Origin of the sequence: Desulfuromonas thiophila, from assembly GCF_900101955.1 — a bacterium.
Lineage (GTDB): Bacteria > Desulfobacterota > Desulfuromonadia > Desulfuromonadales > Desulfuromonadaceae > Pseudodesulfuromonas > Pseudodesulfuromonas thiophila.
On sequence record NZ_FNAQ01000017.1, the window covers coordinates 18,636 to 39,043 of the forward strand.

General features: G+C 60.3%; 15 protein-coding genes and 1 pseudogene. 10 read left to right on the forward strand and 6 right to left on the reverse strand.

The features are described 5' to 3' along the window. The first annotated feature begins 3 nt into the window (after nt 1–3). From radC to BLR80_RS10900, 3 genes are read left to right on the forward strand one after another with little or no spacing between them, the layout of a single operon-like run. Nucleotides 4–699 (forward strand): RadC family protein, encoded by a 696-nt coding sequence (gene radC, locus BLR80_RS10890; RefSeq protein WP_092079972.1) that lies wholly within the window; start codon nt 4–6, stop codon nt 697–699. Further along, nucleotides 696–2,207 carry a sensor histidine kinase gene (locus BLR80_RS10895; protein WP_092079976.1) on the forward strand — a complete coding sequence of 504 codons (1,512 nt, stop codon included), beginning with the start codon at nt 696–698 and terminating at the stop codon, nt 2,205–2,207. The genes radC and BLR80_RS10895 overlap by 4 nt, the downstream gene beginning before the upstream one ends. Further along, a complete protein-coding gene (locus BLR80_RS10900) occupies nt 2,204–3,577 on the forward strand; it encodes a sigma-54-dependent transcriptional regulator (protein ID WP_092079979.1) in 1,374 nt (457 codons plus the stop codon). Before BLR80_RS10895 ends, BLR80_RS10900 begins: the two co-directional genes overlap by 4 nt. 67 nt (nt 3,578–3,644) lie before the next feature. Here BLR80_RS10900 and BLR80_RS10905 read toward each other — a convergent pair whose 3' ends face one another. Both BLR80_RS10905 and BLR80_RS10910 read right to left on the reverse strand, forming a co-directional pair. Then, nucleotides 3,645–5,603: a diguanylate cyclase domain-containing protein gene (locus BLR80_RS10905; RefSeq protein ID WP_171906427.1), complete on the reverse strand. Its 1,959-nt coding sequence runs from the start codon at nt 5,601–5,603 to the stop codon at nt 3,645–3,647. A 146-nt stretch (nt 5,604–5,749) separates the two neighbouring features. Then, a complete protein-coding gene (locus tag BLR80_RS10910) occupies nt 5,750–6,421 on the reverse strand; it encodes a 4'-phosphopantetheinyl transferase family protein (RefSeq protein ID WP_092079985.1) in 672 nt (223 codons plus the stop codon). 223 nt (nt 6,422–6,644) lie between these two features. On the opposite strand from BLR80_RS10910, the gene BLR80_RS10915 reads away from it, so the two are divergent. The 6 genes from BLR80_RS10915 to BLR80_RS10935 are packed head-to-tail and all read left to right on the forward strand — an operon-like array spanning nt 6,645 to nt 13,820. Continuing rightward, complete coding sequence (locus BLR80_RS10915) at nt 6,645–7,193, forward strand: pilus assembly FimT family protein (RefSeq protein ID WP_092080039.1); 549 nt, start codon at nt 6,645–6,647, stop codon at nt 7,191–7,193. Nucleotides 7,194–7,196: 3 nt separating this feature from the next. Then, nucleotides 7,197–8,039, forward strand: a complete 843-nt coding sequence (locus BLR80_RS10920; protein ID WP_092080042.1) for a prepilin-type N-terminal cleavage/methylation domain-containing protein — start codon at nt 7,197–7,199, stop codon at nt 8,037–8,039. A 4-nt stretch (nt 8,040–8,043) separates the two neighbouring features. Then, nucleotides 8,044–8,469: a type IV pilus modification PilV family protein gene (locus tag BLR80_RS10925; RefSeq protein ID WP_092079988.1), complete on the forward strand. Its 426-nt coding sequence runs from the start codon at nt 8,044–8,046 to the stop codon at nt 8,467–8,469. Between the two features lie 3 nt (nt 8,470–8,472). Continuing rightward, nucleotides 8,473–9,030, forward strand: coding sequence for a pilus assembly PilX family protein (locus tag BLR80_RS12760; protein ID WP_143012146.1), 558 nt, complete (start codon nt 8,473–8,475; stop codon nt 9,028–9,030). Between the two features lie 19 nt (nt 9,031–9,049). Next, entirely contained in the window at nt 9,050–13,516 is a 4,467-nt protein-coding gene (locus BLR80_RS10930; RefSeq protein ID WP_171906428.1) for a PilC/PilY family type IV pilus protein, read from the forward strand. Between the two features lie 10 nt (nt 13,517–13,526). Next, complete coding sequence (locus tag BLR80_RS10935; protein ID WP_092079995.1) at nt 13,527–13,820, forward strand: hypothetical protein; 294 nt, start codon at nt 13,527–13,529, stop codon at nt 13,818–13,820. Between the two features lie 165 nt (nt 13,821–13,985). Here the strand turns inward: BLR80_RS10935 and BLR80_RS10940 are convergent. From BLR80_RS10940 to groES, 4 genes and pseudogenes are all read right to left on the reverse strand, one after another. Continuing rightward, nucleotides 13,986–14,141 (reverse strand): annotated as a pseudogene (locus BLR80_RS10940) (AAA family ATPase); the annotation flags it as partial. A gap of 89 nt (nt 14,142–14,230) precedes the next feature. Next, nucleotides 14,231–16,594 (reverse strand): peptidase U32 family protein, encoded by a 2,364-nt coding sequence (locus BLR80_RS10945; RefSeq protein WP_092080001.1) that lies wholly within the window; start codon nt 16,592–16,594, stop codon nt 14,231–14,233. Between the two features lie 184 nt (nt 16,595–16,778). Further along, nucleotides 16,779–18,419: a chaperonin GroEL gene (groL, locus tag BLR80_RS10950; protein ID WP_092080004.1), complete on the reverse strand. Its 1,641-nt coding sequence runs from the start codon at nt 18,417–18,419 to the stop codon at nt 16,779–16,781. A 65-nt stretch (nt 18,420–18,484) separates the two neighbouring features. Next, complete coding sequence (groES, locus tag BLR80_RS10955; RefSeq protein WP_092080007.1) at nt 18,485–18,778, reverse strand: co-chaperone GroES; 294 nt, start codon at nt 18,776–18,778, stop codon at nt 18,485–18,487. A 383-nt stretch (nt 18,779–19,161) separates the two neighbouring features. Between groES and BLR80_RS10960 the strand changes: the two genes are divergently transcribed. Continuing rightward, nucleotides 19,162–20,238: a pyridoxal-phosphate-dependent aminotransferase family protein gene (locus BLR80_RS10960; RefSeq protein ID WP_092080010.1), complete on the forward strand. Its 1,077-nt coding sequence runs from the start codon at nt 19,162–19,164 to the stop codon at nt 20,236–20,238. Nucleotides 20,239–20,408 lie beyond the last annotated feature (170 nt).

The following is a 20,408-nucleotide window of genomic DNA, read 5'->3' on the forward strand; positions in this document are numbered from 1 at the left end:
GCCATGGACGGGCTGCGCCGCATCAAGGACTGGCCCGAGGGCGAGCGGCCACGCGAAAAGCTGCACCAGCGCGGCGCCGACAGCCTCAGCGACGCCGAACTGCTGGCGTTGATCCTGCGCACCGGCGACGCCGCCAGCCACACCAGCGCCGTCGATCAGGCCCGCCTGCTGCTGCAACGCTTCGACAGCCTGGCCAGACTGGCGCGCGCCGGCAGCGCCGAACTGTGCCAGATCCCCGGCATCGGCCCGGCCAAATCGGCCGAACTGTTGGCCGTGTTCGAGCTGGCCCGCCGTCTCAGCGCCCACTGCCTGCAGCCGGGCGACCCCTTCTGCAGCGCCGAAACCGTCTTCCAGCGCTACCGCAACCAGTTCCTGCACTACAACCGCGAGGTTTTCCTGTGCCTGCTGCTGGACACCAAGCACCGCCTGATCCGCGAGGTGCGCGTGTCCGAAGGCAGCCTCACCGCCAGCATTGTCCATCCGCGCGAGGCCTTCAGCCCTGCCGTGCGCGAATCGGCCGCCGCCGTGCTGTTTCTCCACAACCACCCGTCGGGCGATCCCAGTCCCAGCACTGAAGACATCCAGGTCACCCGCCGGCTACAGCAGGCCGGTGACCTGCTCGGCATCCGCATGCTCGATCACATCATCATCGGCCGGGACAGCTACATCAGCTTGAGCCAGCAAGGCCTGCTGACATGAAGGCCCGGCGGGTCAGCGGCCTGCGCAGCGAAATCGTGCTGGGCGCCAGTCTGCTGGCTGGCGCCGCCCTGCTGTTCAGCGCCCTGCTGCTGCTGCGGCTACACGAACAGGACCGCCTGAGCGCCGAGCTGCAGCGGCGGCTGGAACAGGCCCAATGCTGCGCCCAGGCGCTTGCCGCCGTGCCGGCACAGCACCAGCCGGCGGTTCTCACCAGCCTGCAGCGCCAGCTGCACAATTCCCGGCTGCGCCTGGGTGATGGCAATGGCGCGTCCGTCAGCGACCGGCTGCTGCGGCAGGCGCTGCTGCAACAGCAGCCGGTCATCGACCTGCGTTTTCCGCCCCTCTGGTCGCTGGCGGCGGCAACATCCGCTGGCACCACGCTGCAACTGGCCGTACCGCTCACCAGCCAGGCGGCGCCACGCCAGGCCCTGTGGCTGCAGTTCGACCTGCAGCCGCTGCGCCAGGCCACCCTGGCCCAACTGTCCCTGGCCCTGAAGCTCTGTCTGGCCTATGGCCTGGTGCTGGTACTGGCCGCCGTGCTGATCCTGCAACGCGCCGTCATCCGGCCGGTGGAGCAGTTGCGCCAGCGTACCCACACCCTGGCCGGCGGCGATTTCACCAGCCGCGCTCCCGTCGACGGCCCGCGCGAAATCCGCCAGCTGGGCGAAAGCTTCAACCAGATGGCCGCAGCGCTGCAACAGGCCATCAGCCGCCAGCAGCAGCAGCTCGACCAGTTGCAGCAGCAGAACACCGAACTGCGCGCCACCCGCCAGCAGCTCGACCAATCCGCCCGCCTGTCCAGTGTCGGCCGGCTGGCCTCGGGCATGGCGCACGAAATCGGCAACCCCTTAAGCGCCATTCTCGGCTATCTCGATCTGCTGCGGCGCAAGGCGACCGATCCGGCCCAGCAAGATCTGCTGCAACGCAGCGAACAGGAAGCCCGCCGCATCGACCGGCTCATCCGCGATCTGCTCGACTACGCCAGTCAGGCCCGCGCCCAGGCGACCGACGGCCAGAGCCCGCAACAGCACAGGCACAGCGGCGCCAGCTGCGATCCGCTGGCCGTGATTCAGGCCAGCCTGCACCTGCTACAGCAGCAGGGCGCCCTCAAGCAACGCCAGCTTGAACTGACCCTGCCAGCCAACCTGCCCGCCGTGGCCATGGCCGGCCACAAACTGCAGCAGGTGCTGATCAATCTGCTGCTCAATGCCCGCGATGCCACCAGCTGTGAAGGCCAGATCCAGCTGGGCGCCTGCAGCCATCCCCAATCGGTGGAAATCTGGCTGCGCGACAATGGCTGCGGCATGGACGAAGCGCAACGGCAGGCCGCCTTCGATCCCTTCTACAGCGGCAAGGCCGAGGGTCAGGGCCGCGGTCTGGGTCTGTTCGTCTGCCATCAGCTGTTGCACGAATGCGGTGGCGATATCCTGCTGTCCTCCGTTGCGGGACAAGGCAGCTGTTTCACCCTGCGGCTGCCCCAGGCGCCCCCGGCCGGAGGTGATGCATGACCACTGCCGCCCGCCTGCTGATCGTCGATGACGAACCGGCCCTGCGCCATCTGCTGCACTGCCTGCTGACCGAGGAAGGCTTCGCCTGCCAGTTGGCCGACAGTGCCCCCAGGGCGCTGCAGCTGCTGCGCCAGCAGGACTTTGACCTGGTCCTGTGCGATATCCGCATGCCCGGCGGCGATGGCCTGAGCTTTCTGCGCCAGGCCTTAGCGGACGATGGCGACCGCGGCATCGTGCTGATGAGCGCCTACGGCGACCGCCAGACCGCCCTCGACTGCATCCGGCAGGGGGCTTACGACTACATTGCCAAGCCCTTCGCCAACGACGACCTGCTGCTGGTGCTGCGCAAGGCCCTCGAACGCCGCCGCCTGCGGCAGGAAAACCGCCAGCTGCGCCGGAATCTGCGCGAGCAGCAGGGCCGCGCCGACAATAGCGCCATCGTCCACGCCGCCGGGCCCATGTCCGCCGTGCTGCAGCAGGTGCAAACCCTGGCCCAGGTGGCCAGCCCGGTGCTGATTCGTGGCGAAACCGGCACCGGCAAGGAACTCATCGCCCGCGCCCTGCACCAGCAGGGCCCCCGCGCCGAGCGGCCCTTCATCGCCCTCAACTGCAGCGCCATCGCTGCCAACCTGATCGAGAGCGAGCTGTTCGGCCACGCCAAGGGCGCCTTCACCGGCGCCGACCGCGCCCGGCCGGGGCTGTTCAGCGCCGCCCACGGCGGCACCCTGTTCCTCGACGAGATCGCCGAACTGCCTCTGACGATGCAGCCCAAGCTGCTGCGCGTGCTGCAGGAAGCCGAAGTCCGCCCCGTCGGCGAAACCCGGCCGCGCGCCATCGACGTGCGTATCGTCGCCGCCACCGCCTGCGACCTGAAACAGGCCGTTGCCCAGGGCCGCTTTCGCGAAGACCTGTTCTACCGTCTGGCCGTGGTCGAACTGCAGCTGCCGGCCCTGCGCCAGCGGCCCGACGATATCGCGCCCCTGAGCCGTCACATCCTCAAGCGCTGCGCCGCCGCCAGCGGCCGACCGGCCCCCGAACTAAGCCCCGCCGCACTGGAGGTGCTGCGGCGCTATCCCTGGCCCGGCAACGTGCGCGAGCTGCAGAACCTGCTCGAACGGGTACTGATCTTCCACCGCGACGGCCCCATCAGCCCGGCCGACCTGCCGGCCGAACTGCACAGCCGGCCGGACAATGGCGCCGGCGCCGCAGCCGGACAGGGGCTGTCGCTCAAACAGGCCATCGCCAGCCTGGAACAGCACCATATCCGCGCCGCCCTGCAACAGACCGGCGGCAACCGCACCCAGGCCGCCCGCCTGCTCGACATCAGCCTGCGGGCTCTGCACTACAAGATTCGCGAATATCAGTTGTGATGAAGCAAAAAAGGGGGGCGATGATTTCTTGCGCCGTCATCCGGCGGGATCATCGAGACGCAGCGCTTCAGGGCAGGTCGGCGTTTTCCTCACTGGACCACAGACAGTAGCGGTTGCGGCCGGTCCGTTTCGCCTGGTACAACGCCTGATCGGCCTCGCGCAGCAACTGGTCGCCATCGCCGACCCCGGAGCGATAATAGCTGATGCCCAGACTGGCGCCTACCTGCGCCGACCCCCTCTCCAGTGCCACCGGCTGGCGCAGAGCCGCCAGAATACGCTCGAACACCACCGGGGTCTGGCAGTCGCGGAAGATCAGCACAAATTCGTCCCCCCCCAGCCGCCCGACGGTATCCTCGGCACGGATCACCTGCTGCAGCCGGCGCGCCACCTCCACCAGCAGCTGATCGCCGGCCTCATGGCCCAGCCGGTCATTCACCAGTTTGAAGCCATCAAGATCAAGCATGCAAACCGCCAGCGGCTGGCCGCTGCGACGCGCCTGGGCCATGGCCTGCGCCAGCCGGTCGGTCAGCAGCCGCCGGTTGGGAATGCCGGTCAGCACATCATAATGGGCCAGTCGGTCAAGCTCGGCTTCGTGCTTCTTCTCCAGGCTGATGTCGGAAAATACCGCCATGTGGTACTGCGCCTGACCAGCCTCGTCGCGAATCAGCGACATGGCCACCTTCTGCGGATAAACCTCGCCATTCTTGCGCCGGTTCCAGATTTCGCCCTGCCAGAACCCCTCACTTGCCAGACGCTGCCACATGTCCTGGAAAAATGCGCTGTCGTGCCGACCGGAACCGAACATGGCCGGACTCTGCCCCAGACATTCCACCAAAGAATAGCCGGTGATGCGGCTGAAGGCCGGGTTGGCCTTGACGATGCGGTTGGCGGCGTCGGTGATCAGAATGCCGTCGTAGCTGTGCTCGAACACACTGGCGGCCAGCCGCAGCTGATCGGTAGCCTGGCGCAGCTCGCGATGGGCCCGGCGGATACGGCTGCGACTGCGGTGCAGCGCCAGCGTCAGGCTAGCCAGCAGCAGCATGACCAGCACCGTGGCCAGCAGCCCAGGCCAATAACGGCGCCAGATATCGGCCCAGGTGAAGGCCGGCGACCGGTCAAACGGCGGCAGCCGCAGGGCCTGCATCGCCGCTTCCACCCGCGAATAATCGGCCGGCACGGCGAAACCGTGAATGCCGGCGGCGCGCACCGCCGGATGGTCGGGCTCCAGCCCCAGCAGCAGCGACGACAGCCGGCGGCAGGTTTCGCCATCGACATGGGGCAACGCCACCCAGGGCCATTCAGGATACAGCGGGGTCGAAGCGACAAAGGGGAAATGCCGGTGATTCTGCAGTTCGATAACCTCCAGCGCCTCGACCTCGGCCTGCCGGCCCTCACGCACCAGGCTCTCCAGCACACCGGTCCGGATGAAGCCGGCATCCACCTCGCCCTGCAGCACCGCCCGCACCACCCGGTCATGCGGCTGGCCGGTTTCGATCAGCTTGAGCGACCGCAGCGGCACCCCCCGTTCCAGCAACGCCGCCGCCTGAGCCGTGTAGCCCCCCAGATACTGCTTGCCGGCGCAGGCCACCCGCTGACCACGCAGATCCTCCAGCCGCCGCAGATCGGTGCGCGCCTTTTGCCGCACCACCACCCCGGCCAGTACCGCCGTCGGCAAGGCGTTTTCCAGCGATACCTGGGTGGCAATGGCACCGGTCAGTTCCGTCTGCGCCCGCAAGCGGATGTAATGGCTGGGATTGGTAAACACGAAATCCAGCTCGCCATCCGTCAGCGCCTGCTGCATCTGAGCCTGGTCGAGCAGGCGCAGCTCCAGCCGCTTGCCCGGCAGCTGAGCGCTGAGATGATCGATCAGCGGCTGCCAGCGTTGCTGCAACAGCTCCTTCGGCCGATAGGCAAAAAAACCCAGTGTCAGGGTTTCGTCCGCCGCCGTCACCAGGGCTGGGCACAGCAGGCCGCTGCCCAGCAACACCACCAGCCCGGCCAGCAAACGCCACCACCAGCCTCCCACGCCTGTTCCTCCCGCGTTCGTTTCGACCATACTCACCCCACAACCCCAGCGGCCTTCTTGTTGAACACTGGCATGCTAGCGTTTTCCCCCGCCCTGGCAAGCGAGAGCGGCGACAAGCCCTCCAAAAAGATGTTTTTACGCCGCCATCACAACAGCGCCGGCGGCAGCAGAATCGCCAGGGGCACCTCCGTCAGCCGGACCGTCGCCGGCCCGGCCGTTGCCAGGCAGCAGCAATAGGCCGGATCAACCACAACGGTCTGCAACTCGTACCACACCCCTGCCACCGCCACCCGTCCCGCCTGCGGACAAACCAGGCGCAGATCAAGGCTCAGGCCCCGGCCACAGGCCTTGAGCGCGCTTTCCTTCTGCGTCCACAACCGCAGCAGTTCAACCGCCGGGTTCGCCTGCGCCGCCAGCCGCCGACGCTCGACCTCCGCCAGAGCCAGAGCCAGATCGGCCGGCGCCAGCGGCCGCAGCGGTTCGAGATCGATGCCCGGCGTCACCCCGTCACCAACAGCGCAGACCGCCCGGCTCCCGGCATGGGCGATACTGAACGCCGGTGCGCCCGTGATAAACGGCCGGCCCCCGGCCTCCCGCTGCAACCGCCACAGCGCCTCGGCCGCCAGACCATAGGCGGGCAGGGCCTGCCGCAGCAGCAAACGCCCCACCAGCCGCAGCTGCCGATCCTGCCAGCGGCGAAAGCGACGGATCTGCGCCTGATCCGCCGGCCCCAGCAACGCCAACGCCCGTTCCAGCATCTCAGCGGGCCAGGCGTCATCGAACCGCGCCGTAAAAATCTGAACCTGAGGAATGGCCATGCCGTACTCCTGCTAACCGCACCTGCGGCCTTGCCCGCCAGGGTTGATGCCGTACCGGCATCAGAGGGCAGAAACAATGCAAAAATTGCACAAGCCGTGCAATCCGTGCACGGCTTGTGCATAATAAAGCTTTAAAGATCGGCCCCTTAGCCGCTGGCACGAAACTTTCAAAAGACTAACACAAACCCCCTTGCGATCAACGCTTCAAAAAAGGACCGTTACCATGAAACAACGCAACCGACAGGCCGGCTTCACGCTGATGGAGCTGATTATCGTCATTGTCATCATCGCTATCGGTGCAGCACTGACGACACCCATGCTCGCAAGCTACAACCGCAGCGCCAACCTGCGTGCTGATGCCCAGAAACTTTTGAGCCTTCTGCAGGAAGCCAAGATGCTCGCCATCAAGCAACAACAGAATGTCCGAATTTTTTTTGACACCACAGCAACACCCCAGAAGGTCGATCTGTTCTCCGGGCAAGGGCCCAATGGTACATGGGACAATGGCGGTGACGACATTCTGGCCACCAGCTACAACCTTGCCCAGGGAAACAGCTTCGGCCACGGAAATGCGACCGCCGCAATAGGGGCCTCCTTTGATGCCGATAATGTGACCTTTGCCGGCAACTCTGTCACGTTTAACACCAGAGGACTTACCGGAAATTCCGGCTATGCCTACGTTCAGAATACAGACGGAACAACCTATGCCATTGGCGCCCTGACAACTGGATTTCTCATGCTACGTCGCTGGACCGGCAGCACCTGGGAGTAAAAAATGGACAGAAATCATGGTTTCACCTTATTGGAGTTGCTGATCGCCATATTCATTTTCGGGATTCTCGGGACAGCGATCACCAACATGTACATCAAGAACACCCGCATCCATACTGCCCAGACCCAGGTCGTCAACACCCAGATGAATCTGCGGGCCATCGCCGATTACCTGGCCATGGAAATCCGCATGGCCGGCTTTCACAATCAGATGCCTCCGGCCGAAGCCCTTGCCAGCGGCACACCTGTTCCTGGAATGACCACTGCGACCGAATCGCAGTTTCGCTTCACCATGCACGACGAGGCAGCTGGGAATTTACGCGACCTGGACATCCGCCTGCGCCCAGCCGACGACGCCAACAATGACGGCATCGCTGACACCGGCAACGCGAATCTTTGCATCCAGTTTAGTGGCGCGGGGGGGTACCAGACCATTGCCGAAGATATCCAGGCAATCGCGTTCGCCTATGGCTACGATGCCAATGGCAACGGCGCTGTCGATGTCTACACGACCACAACAGGCACAACGGAAATTATCTGGGCCATTCCCGATCCGGCCGGCAGTGGCAACTGGATGCGTCTTGACGCTAATGGTGATGGACTCATCAACACCGACGATGATACCGACAGCGACGGCACAATCAACCTGGTCAACACGGGAACTGCCGTCGATGTCGATGACATTCGCGCCGTACGCCTGACGCTGCTGGGCACCTCGGACTACCCGGATCAGGAGTTCACCAACGCAACCGCTTACTGTGTCGGTCGCCATATCATCGCACCCAACGACAACATCCGGCGCCGCATTCTGACCGCCATCATTCAATGCCGTAACATGGGGGGGTAAGTATATGTCGCGTCAAAAACAGGCAGGATTTTCCCTGATCGAAATGCTCATCGGCCTGACCATTCTCGCCGTTGGCATTTTGGCTGTTGTCACTATGCAAGTGACCTCCCTGAGAAACAACGCGCTGTCGTTCAGCCGTACAGAGGCAGCCTCGGTCGGACAAGGCATGGTTGAAGACCTTATGGCACGTGCATTCAATGACCCTCTTCTGCAGGACACAAACGGCGATGGCGCCGGGGGCTTAGCTGAAACCGGCAATAATGCTGATTTTTCGACGGCTCTGACAGTAAACAATATTGCTTACCAGCTTTCCTGGAATATCAGCACCAATGATCCAGTCCAAAACACCCTGACCCTTGGCCTTATCGTTCAATGGCCTTACGCTGGTGTCCAGCGCACGCTGACCCTGACTCAAATTATCGGGAGATAAACCATGCCAACGCCCTCCCCCCTTCAGAACGAAAAAGGCTCCGTGCTGATTTTTTCCCTGCTTGTTCTTCTCATCCTGACGATAGCCGGGATCAGTGGCCTCAACACAACCGATGTGGAAATTTCTACTTCTCTCAACAGCTTGGTCTACAAGCAGAATTTATACGAAGCAGAAGGAACCGCCACAGAGGGGGCTCGTTGGCTACGCAATTTAGCGAATGATGAAGGCTCTCTTCCAGGGCAAACGTTCACCGGGCTTGGCTTAACTGCCCATGATCGCATGGCTAAGGAAGATCTTAAAAACGAGCTGAATACTTTCCGCAACCCGGTTAACTGGACTGCCCCTTCCGCCGATGAACCCAATACCGTCGCCGGAACACGACCGAACACCAGCTACCGAATCATTGATTATGGTGCTGGAGCGGGAGAAAGTCTCTCCCTGAATAATTCAACAGGCGGTATCAAGCATGACTATGTCATCAATGGTCGTTATAGTTCTACCTCTGGCGCTCGCCAAGGCGATGTCAGAATCGAAAAAGGCCTGCGCATCCGGGTTAAATAATCTTAGAAAGGATCAAGCTATGAAACGGATTATTTCTTTAACGATCCTGCTGACAATCTGCCTGTCCGCATTTTCGGCCGTGGCAGGCGAAATTGATATCAGTGACCGCCCCATGGAAACCAAGGTCCAGACAGCCCCCCCTCTCGTCATGTTCCTGATGGACGATTCAGGGAGTATGGACTGGGAGATGATGACCGAAGAAGATGATGGCTTATTCGATGATGACGCCTATTTCTACAATCCCGGCGACAACTTGACCAACACCGGCGCCGGCACAGTTGATTCAACAGAGCGGCGCGAATGGAAATCCCAGTGGTCGGGCTACAACCGCATTTACTACAATCCGCACAGCACCTATCGCCCCTGGCCCAGCACGGACACCTATAGTCTGGCCGATGCCAGCACCACCACCCCGCGCTCCAACCCGATTTCGAGCAGCTACACCATCAGCCTTGGAAATGAGTTTTATGCGGTTTCAACAGGCACCTCTGGTGAAATTATTGTCGATGACCCCTTGACGTCATCGATAGCCAACAATACCGACTATTTTGAATATTCCAATACCAACAGCTGGTGGGAATCCGGCGGCGGCACTACCGATGAGTACGGCGGTCATGCGAAATACACGGGCAGCACGGGCGCCTGGGCGGAATGGACATTCACTATTCCCGAAGCCGACGACTACAAAGTCTATGCTTGGTGGGATGATTTCAGTGATCGTGACCCCGATGCCCGCTACACGGTCAATCACAGTGGCGGTTCGACCGACTATTACAAAAACCAGAGCAATTATTCGGGCGACTGGAACTATCTGGGTACCCATAGCTACACCGCTGGCGAATACAAAATACGCGTCACGCGACATGACAGTGATGGCAGCAGCACCCTGGCCGATGCTATCCGACTGATTCCGGCCGATGCTCCGTCAAGCACAACGGTTTCAATCAAAATTTCGCACTATTTCACAAAAGACACTGACGGTAACACCTATCTGGTCAATCTTGATCCGGCAACCAGCACGCGCAACTACTATCGGTTCGAGGATCACGACACTGACAACCGGGTTGACGATGGCGAGCTGACAGAGGTTGCCGATGACGAGGTTCCCGTCTCCATCAAAAAAGCAATTTACGATTCCGACGGCCAGATTACCGGCTATTACACCGCCGAGGAGGATCTGCAAAACTTCGCCAACTGGTACAGCTATTTTCGCCGGCGCGAGTTTACCGCCAAGGCCGCCATCGGCCAGGCGCTGAAGGATTTCAAGGGTGTCAAGGTGGGCTTTTATTCCATCAACGGCAATCTGGAGCAGTCTGTCCTGCCGGTCAAACTGGATATGCTGCAAGAAGCCATCGACAACCAGGTTATCGTTGACAATGCCGATGCAGGCTACAGCGACACGCCATCAGGAAACTGGGTCTCGCGGGACAACTCTTCTGCCTACAACAACAGGGCCAGGAGAACGGGGGCATCTGGGACATCAACAGCCACCTTCTCCCTGAATATTACAGAAGCTGGTGAATATAACGTTTACGTTTATGGAGCCTGCAGTTCCGATGGCGACAGAAACGCCAAGATTTCCGTCAATCACAGCTCTGGAACCAACACCTATTATATCAATCAAGACAGCGATCGGACAAACCTGTGTGATTCCTGGATTCCTGTTGGTTCGCATACCTTTTCTGAAGGAACCAGCCACAGCATCACGATAGAAAGACACTCCGGCAGCACAGGAGGCAGCAGAACCTGGGCGGATGCCGTTAAACTGGAAAAAATCTCCGCCAGCTTTGTCAATATCGACCGAACCAACGACCTGCTCGACATGCTGTACGCTATGAACTCCAACGGCAGCACTCCATTGCGTGCCGGCCTGGATGAAGTAGGGAAATACTACAAAGGCGAAAGCAACGACATTGACAGCGGCAATTCGCCCTATTCAGCTGAAGCTGACGGCGGCGCCTGCCAGAAGGCTTTTGTCATTGCCATGACTGACGGTTACTATAACGACAGTGACACCTACGCCGGCAACACGGATGATGACGATACGCTGTATTCCGGCGTTTCCCCCTATACGGATGGTCACTCCAACACCCTGGCGGACATCGCCATGAAATATTACTACGCTGATCTACGCACCGATCTGGATAACGAGGTTCCCGTTGACTCCTGCGACAAAGCACGTCATCAACACATGGTCACCCATGCGGTTTCCTTTGGCGTCAAGGGTTCGATTGATCCCAACGACCTCGAACCCGGCTCAAACCCGCCCAAAAGATATACCGATGACCCCTGCTTCCTCAATGCGGACGCACCGACGATCACCTGGCCCAGCACCTCCAGTGATGCCGGCAAAATCGACGATCTGTTCCACGCCGCCATTAATGGCCGGGGACTGTATTTCCAAGCCGACGACCCAGAGCAGTTGGTCAACGCCCTTAACGAAATCGTCTCTGATATTTCCTTGCCAGCATCAGGCGCTTCCGTTTCGGTCAACAGCAATGAATTACAGGAAGGACTGGTCGTCTACCAGACGCGCTATATCGCCAACGAATGGACCGGTGATGTTGTGGCTTATCCGGTCGATCCGTATTCCGGTGAAATCTACAAGGACGAGGATGATATCCTCTGGCATGCCAAGGATGGCCTCCCCGCCCATGCCGACCGCAATATCGTCACCTACAATGGCAGCGGCGGCGCGGCCTTCAGCTACAACAGTCTGACGGAAACCCAAAAAGGGCTGTTGCTGTTCGGGGATGAAAGCGGCAATACCACCCTGGCGCAGGCGCGTCTTAACTACCTGCGCGGCGATAACAGTGCCATCAATACCTACAACTTCCGCTACCGCACCAGCAATCTCGGCGACGTGGTGCATTCGGCGCCAACCGTTGCTGCCGGTGGTCAAACCATCTACTTCGGTGCCAACGATGGCATGCTGCATGCCGTTGACGCGGAAACCGGCGAAGAACGTTTTGCCTTTGTGCCCAACAGCGTTTTTGACAATCTGAAGTTGCTCACCGAACGCAACTACGAGCATCAGTTTTATGTCGACCTGACACCGACCGCCAAAAAGCTCGATTCACGTAACGCCTGGCTGGTAGGCGGGCTGGGCAAGGGCGGCAAAGGGCTTTACGCATTGAAAACCTATGAAGCTGACAGCAGCGGCAATGCCACCATCGACGCCAACAGCTACAGTAGCGATACCGGCATCAGCACCATTGCCAGCATGGTGAAATGGGAATATGCCGCGACAGCTAACGCCGATAATGATTTGGGTTACACCTTCAGCAAACCCGCCATTGTACGCAGCAACGATATTGATCATCCTTGGCTGGTCATCATCGGAAACGGCTACAGCAGCACCAATGAAACGGCTGTTCTTTATATCTTCGACCTGCAAAGTGGCGCCCTGCTGCGTAAAATTTCAACCCTGGCCAGCGGTTCCAACGGCCTTTCCGAGCCTGCCGTCGTCGATGTCAACGGCGACTTCAAGGCCGATTACGCCTATGCTGGCGACCTGAACGGCAATCTGTGGAAATTCGATCTGAAGTCGAATGTCTATACGGAATGGGATGTCGCCTACAAAGATGTGGACTCTAATCCTGCACCTCTGTTCACCGCAACGGCTCAACCCATCACATCCAAACCGGACGTGATGCACCATCCGAACCGTCATGGCTACATGGTCATCTTCGGCACAGGGAAATTCCTTGGCGAGTCCGATCGAACCAATGTCGAAATTCAATCCCTCTACGGCATCTGGGACTACGGCGATGACGCCGACGACAGCGAATATCTGGGCGCCATCGCCAACCGCACAGCCTCCGCCACCGAAGCGACCCTGGGCCGCAACGAGTTAAAACTCCTGCGTCAGACCGTGATTGATGCCCGCACCCTGGATGGTTCTTTGTATCGAACATTCTCGAATAATCTGCCGTCAACAGAGGATAACCCCGCAACAACAACGATTCGGGAAGATCTTGATTTCTGGCCAACCACAAATGACGCTGAAAGCGGTCAAAACCCCAACCCCTCCCTCTATGCCGGCTGGTTTGTCGATCTGCGGGTGCAGGAAGACACCGACGATGATGACGATGATGATTTTTATGAGGGCGAGCGCGTTATCAAAGACATTCTGATCAGCAATGGCCGAGCATTTATCGTCTCGTTCATTCCCAACAGCTCACCCTGCTCCGGAGGTGGCTATTCGTTCCTCTATATCCTCAATGCTGCAACAGGTGGCCGTCTGGGTACGGCACAGTTTGATCTCGGCAGCGGCGACGACCTCATTGATCACGATGACGATCAGGACACTCCCGGCGTCGCCCCTACCGGCAAGCTTTACACCGGCATGCTGCACGAGCCAACGTTCGTCTCCACCGGAGGTGACAAAGACGAGGTCTACATTAGCTCATCGACGGGTGAAATTATTGAGGAAGAAGTAGAATCCGAACGACTCGGTGAAGTTTACTGGCAGGTTCTCAACTAAGGAGACTTCTATGAGAAAAAAACTGGCGATAGCTTTGTTACTGTTTCTGGCAATTTCCTCAATGCCATTTCTCGTCTTAAGCGATGAAAATCTAGTTTACACGGGGAAAATAAAAAAAATCAGCGAAACGGACGTCGTCATCGGTGACCGCCTGTTTCACCTGACGGAAAACACCCGCTATTACCGCACCAGTGGCCACCCGGCAAGAAAAGATGCTTTTAAATCCGGGACAAAGATTTTATGGTCATATACAGAAAACAAAGACGTGATAGAGATAGGGTTAATCGACAGCCCGCAAGACTAACCACTCTTTTTACCACCGAAGCACAACAGCCCGACCGGTTCCCCCGGTCGGGCTGTTGATTTTCAGCGGTTTTTCTCGGCTGGCATTGCGAACGAGAAGCAAGGAGCGACAGCATATAAGCCGGGAAGTTTCTTACACTTCCAGGTGCTCTCCGCGGGTGGCACGGAGGCTTTTGCCGAAACGGCGCGGTCGTGACAGGAAGTAGTGCGTCCCTTCTTCTGCCAGCTGACAGGCGAAGTCGGTTTTATCGACGTAGTAACAGTTTTCTTCTCGAATCTTCCGAAATATCTGTATCCCGATGGGCAGTTTCTTCCGCTTCATGGGCTATCTTGGGCAGTCATCCGACCCAAAAGCGCCAAACAGCTTTTGGCGAACCCTGCAGCATACGTAAACAACAATCCGTGACGGCTTCATTCCATGCCAGCCTGATAGTTGAACGGTGCGGTACCGGGCAGGGCGCGGTCCTGTGCCAGGGCGTCAAGCACACGCCGTCCCGTGTCGCTGAAGGCGCCCAGGTGCGACAGGTCGGCAATGAAACCGGCACAACCCAGCTGGCGCAGACCGGCAAGCTGACCGGCGAGTGAGAAATCGGTTTCGCTGCTGAGTACCGTCAGGCCGGCGCGCTGGCGCACGCGGTAGCCTTCATCCCGGTCAGACAGCAATGGCGCGTCACCCCGCACACCCGCGATACGGATGCGGGAGGTGATCAGATCGATACTGCTGTACACCAACGCCCGCAGGGGCAGGGCACTGTGGCGCAGCAACGCCGCCATGTTGGCCTGATCATCCTCGACATAGAGTTCCGCACTGCTGGCGCCAAGCTCCTGCCAGGCCTGCACGGCCTGACGGTTAAGGCTGAACAGACGATAGCCGGCCTCCAGGCGCAGGCCGTCATACTGGCGGAACAGGCGGAAATGGCTGAGGTTATTCAGCCGAAAGGCGCGAAAACCGGCACTGACCAGATGATGAACAGACTTCTGCAGCCGATCCCAGTCACTATCGAAACAGACAAAGGGCAGATCCCATACCAGCCGCTGCTGCTGCCGCGGCGACGGCTGCCAGGGTCGGTGCAGCACGGCAGCGGTGAGGGGCACCAGAACCCGGTCAATCGCACGATTTTCCAGCAGACGAATCTCGCGGGCATCGCGCACCATGACAGTGAAATCACAGCCTCCCGCCCCCGCCGCTGCCGCAGCGACACCATCATCCAGGGCCTGGCGGCGACGCTGCTGGCGCTGCTCGTGCTGCTGCTGTTCGAGTTGCTGCTGCAGCTGTTGATAAAAATCGCGGCGGATCTGTTTGAGCTGTTTGGGGGCGATGGCCACCGGCGGCAGGTTATCCGCCCACAGCTGACGCAGAGCGAAAGGGGCCTGATCGGTCTGGGCAAACAACGGCTGCAGCACGGCGGCGCTTAACGGCTGATCCGTGGCATTGAAGGTTTCTACCGCAAAGCTGGACTCAACATGCAGATCCGGCAGTTCAGCCTGCAGCTGCAACTGTCCCGCCGTCAGAGCTATTCGCAAATCAAGCGGCCAACGCTGCAGCGGCGCCTGCTGCAGACGCCGGCGACAGGCGGCATCGCTCAGGGAGAAAGCCTGCTGTGACGACACCTTGAACACGGCATCGCCCGGCCTGAAGGCATCCCGGAACGGCGTCGACACCGTTTGCGGGCCAATCGGCAGCTGCTTGACCAACCGGTTGCCCTGCCACAGCTCGCGCACGGTGAATGCCTTGCCGACCTGATCGTTGCGCGGCTGTACCCGCAGCCGGTCGCCGATGCGCAGCACATCCTTACTATGATAGCTGAGCTTGCCACCGCCGGCCCGGCTGACCTCGCCCAGAAAGCGGCCGGTGGAACCGCGCCGCGCCGGCGTCGCCAGATCGACCGGCTGGGCTCCACTTAAAAAACCCTTTGTCGGCGCGCGGCCAAAGGAGTCGCGCAGCTTCTCGCGCGCCTCGGCGATGGCCTGCTGCCGCCGGGCCGGCGGAGCATCCAGCACCTGGCGGTAGGCCGCCACCACGTTGGCGACATACTCGGCGCTTTTCATGCGACCCTCGATCTTGAAACTGCACACCCCGGCCTGCTGCAGCTGCGGCAACAGATCAATGGCCGACAGGTCATTGGGTGAAAAGTAGTAGCCGGGCTTGTTGCGGTAACTGTAGCGCCGGCGACAGGGCTGGGTACAGCGCCCCCGGTTGCCGCTCTGGCCACCCAGCCAGGAAGAAAAATAACACTGGCCGGAGAAGCAAAAGCACAGCGCGCCGTGAATGAAATGTTCCAACTGCAAACTGGTCTGACTGCGGATCTGGGCGATTTCAGCCAGGGTCAGTTCCCGCGCCAACACCGCCCGCTCGAATCCCATGGCTTCGAGCTGTTTGACACCGGCGCTGTTGTGCACCGTCATCTGGGTGGAAGCGTGCAGCGGCAAGTCGGGGAAATAGCGCCGCGCCAGCCGCCAGACCGCCAGATCCTGCAAAATCACGGCATCGACCCCGGCGGCACTGATGGCATCGAGGGTATCGACCAGTTCCGCCAGTTCCTGCTGCTTGACCAGCGTGTTGAGGGTAACGAACAGCTTGCGGTCCTGCTGGTGGGCGTAGCGCGTCATGGCGTCAAGATCGGCAAAGGAAAAATTCTTCGCCTTGGCGCGGGCGGAAAAGCTCTTCAGGCCACAGTAGACAGCATCGGCGCCAGCTTCAAGGGCGGCAAAAAAGGCTTCCAGGCTGCCAGCCGGAGCCAGCAGTTCGGTAAAGGGGGCAGGGGACTCAGACAAGGGGCAGACTCCGCAGGGCAAAGAACGGCAGGAAACAGATTTTCTCAGAATAGCACGGCCACAGAGCCTGCCGGAGGCAAAAACGCCGCCAGCCTTGCTGCCTGGTCCGTGAACCACAAAAAAACCCCCGCAAAGGCGGGGGTTTTTTGTTACGCAAGCGACACGCCAGGGGCGCGGCGACTGATTACATCATGCCGCCCATACCACCCATGCCGCCCATACCGCCCGGCATGGCCGGTGCAGCTTCATCCTTGGGCAGCTCAGCGATGCAGGCCTCGGTGGTCAGCATCAGGCCGGCGACGGAAGCGGCGTTCTGCAGCGCGCTACGGGTCACCTTGGTCGGGTCGAGAATACCCGCTTCGAGCAGGTCGACATACTCGTCGGTCGCGGCATTGAGGCCGTAGGCACCTTCCTTGGAAGCCACGTTGTTGACCACGATGGAACCTTCCAGACCAGCGTTGCTGGCGATCTGACGCAGCGGCTCTTCCAGGGCGCGCTTAACAATCTGCACGCCAAACACCTGCTCACCGGAAACCGCAACCTTCTCCACCGCCTTGATGCAGCGGATCAGCGCAACACCACCACCAGGGACAATGCCTTCTTCCACGGCGGCGCGAGTCGCATGGAGGGCGTCCTCGACGCGGGCCTTCTTCTCCTTCATTTCCGTTTCGGTTGCCGCGCCGACCTTGACCACGGCCACGCCACCAACCAGCTTGGCCAGACGCTCCTGCAGCTTCTCGCGATCGTACTCGCTGCTGGTCTCCTCGATCTGGCCACGGATGACCTTCACGCGGCTCTGAATATCGGCCTCGCTGCCGGCACCGTCAACGATGGTGGTGTTATCCTTGTCGACCACCACACGCTTGGCGCGGCCGAGCATGTCGAGGGTGGCGTTCTCCAGCTTGAAGCCGAGATCCTCGCTGATCACCTGGCCACCGGTGAGGATGGCGATGTCTTCCAGCATGGCCTTGCGGCGGTCGCCGAAGCCGGGTGCCTTGACAGCGCAAACATTGAGGGTACCACGCAGCTTGTTGACCACCAGGGTAGCCAGTGCTTCGCCATCGACATCCTCGGCGATGATCACCAGCGGACGGCCCTGCTTGGCCACCGGCTCCAGCACCGGCAGCAGATCACGCATGGAGCTGATCTTCTTGTCGTGGATCAGGATCAGCGGATCGTCCATGCCAACCGTCATGCGCTCGGCATCGGTGACAAAGTAGGGCGACAGATAGCCACGATCGAACTGCATGCCCTCGACGGTTTCCAGCGAGGTTTCCATCGACTTGGCTTCCTCGACGGTAATGACGCCTTCCTTGCCAACCTTGTCCATGGCCTCGGCCAGGATATTGCCGATGGTCTCGTCACTGTTGGCCGAGATGGTGCCGACCTGGGCAATTTCCTTGTGGTTGGCGATGGGCTTGGAAATGTCACGCAGGGCAACGACGGCGGCCTCGACGGCCTTGTCAATACCACGCTTGATTTCCATCGGATTGTGGCCAGCGCTGACCAGCTTGACGCCTTCGCGGTAGATCGCCTGCGCCAAAACCGTGGCGGTGGTGGTGCCATCACCGGCGATATCGGAGGTTTTGGAGGCAACCTCCTTCACCAGCTGGGCGCCCATGTTCTGGAACTTGTCCTCCAGCTCGATCTCGCGCGCAACGGTCACGCCGTCCTTGGTGATCAGCGGTGCGCCAAAGGATTTCTCGATCACGACGTTGCGGCCTTTGGGGCCGAGGGTCACCTTGACGGTATCGGCCAGCATATTGACACCGGCCAGGATGCTGGCGCGGGCTTTTTCAGAAAACTTGATTTCTTTAGCAGACATTGAACAATTCTCCTGTAGGGGTTAAGCAGGTAAGGAAAAAACGGGCTCTCAGCGCCCTCGCGCCATTATTTTTCGACCACGCCGAGGATATCGTCCTCGCGCATCATCAGAAAGCTCTCGCCTTCCACCTTGATCTCGGTGCCGGCATACTTGCCAAACAGAACCTTGTCGCCCACCTTGACATCCATGCCGAGCACCTTGCCTTCAGCGGTGACCTTGCCTTTGCCAACGGCGATGACTTCGCCCTGCTGCGGCTTTTCCTTCGACGCGGTATCGGGGATGATGATGCCACCGGCCGTGGTGGTTTCCTCTGCGACACATTTGACGATGATACGATCCTGCAGCGGTCTGATGTTCATGTTTCCTGACTCCTTTTTGTACGGAAAGTAAAGGTGACGGCACCAACCAGCTGGCGCCGCCCGGTCGTCCGGGATTTAAGTCAACGACGTCGTTCAATACCAGCCTGGATAACCGCCCTTGCGGCGATCCTGTTAGCACTCAAACACGGCGAGTGCTAACAACAGGGCCAAATATAGTCAGACCGCTGTGAATGTCAAGGCCCGCGTTGCAGAAAAAATCCTGCCAGCAGCCAGCCGCGTTGGGCGGCCACAGCCCTTGACAGTCGCCGGGCACCGTGCTACACCACGAAAATTGTTGATAAAATCCTATAACGTGGCCAGTATTCGGCCAGGCTGCCCCATGAGGAGCGGCCCCGTTTTGCCTGTGAAAGGAGAACCCCGAGGTGCACAAAAAACTCTACATTCCCGGCCCGGTGGAGGTTAGCGCCGACGTTTTCGCCGCCATGTCACAACCCATGATCGGTCATCGCATGGCCGAATACGCCCAGCTGCACCAGCGCGTGACCGACAATCTCAAGCGCCTGCTCAACACCAGCGAGCCGGTGTTCCTGTCCACCTCCAGCGCCTTCGGCATCATGGAAGGTGCGGTGCGCAACCTGGTACAGAAGCGCTGTGCCAACTTCGGCAACGGCGCCTTCAGCAGCAAATGGCACGATGTCACCCGCCGCTGCGGCCTTGAAGCGGATCTGTTTGAGGCCGACTGGGGGCAGCCGGTCACGCCGGAAATGGTCGAGGCCGCACTCAAAACCGGCCGCTACGACGCCATCACCCTGGTGCACAATGAAACCTCCACCGGCGTGCTGTCGCCACTGGCAGACATTGCCGAGGTGATGAAAAACTATCCCGAGGTCTCCTTCATTACCGACACCGTTTCCTCCATGAGCGCCGTGCCCATTGATTTCGCCGCCCTGGGTCTCGACGTCTGTCTGGCCGGGGTGCAGAAGGCCTTCGGACTGCCGCCGGGGCTGGCGGTCTGCGCCGTGTCACGCAAGGCCCTCGACAAAGCTAAAACCACGCCCAACCGTGGCTATTACTTCGACTTTGAAGAATTCGAAAAGAACGATTTGAAGCACAACACGCCCAGCACGCCCTGCATCAGCCTGATCTACGGTCTCGACGCCCAGCTGCAAAAAATGTTCATTGAAGGACTCGACAACCGTTACCGCCGCCACGCCGCCATGGCGGAAAAAACCCGCGCCTGGATTCAGGCCCAGGGCTTCGGCCTGTTCGCTGCCGCAGGTTACCGCTCCGTCACCCTCACCAGCGGCTGCAACGATGGCCGCACCGATCTCGATGCGCTGAAAAAACTGGCCGGGGCGCGCGGCTATGCCATCGATAACGGCTACGGCAAGATCAAGAACACCAGCTTCCGTATTGCCCACATGGCCGACATGACTGATGCCGACCTGGACGAGCTGTTTGCCCTGCTGGAGGAACTGCTGCCGCAGGCACGCCGCTAAAAATCCATACCGCCCGCGCAGGACCATGCCGACAACAACAAGGGGAAGCAGCAACGGGCTGCTTCCCCTCTTTTATGGTACGGCCACGCCCCGCTGTGCAATTATCCCTTCATCGTTTTTGACCCCGATCAAATTTTCTCCCGCCGTTCTGTGGCAGGCTGCTTGCCATA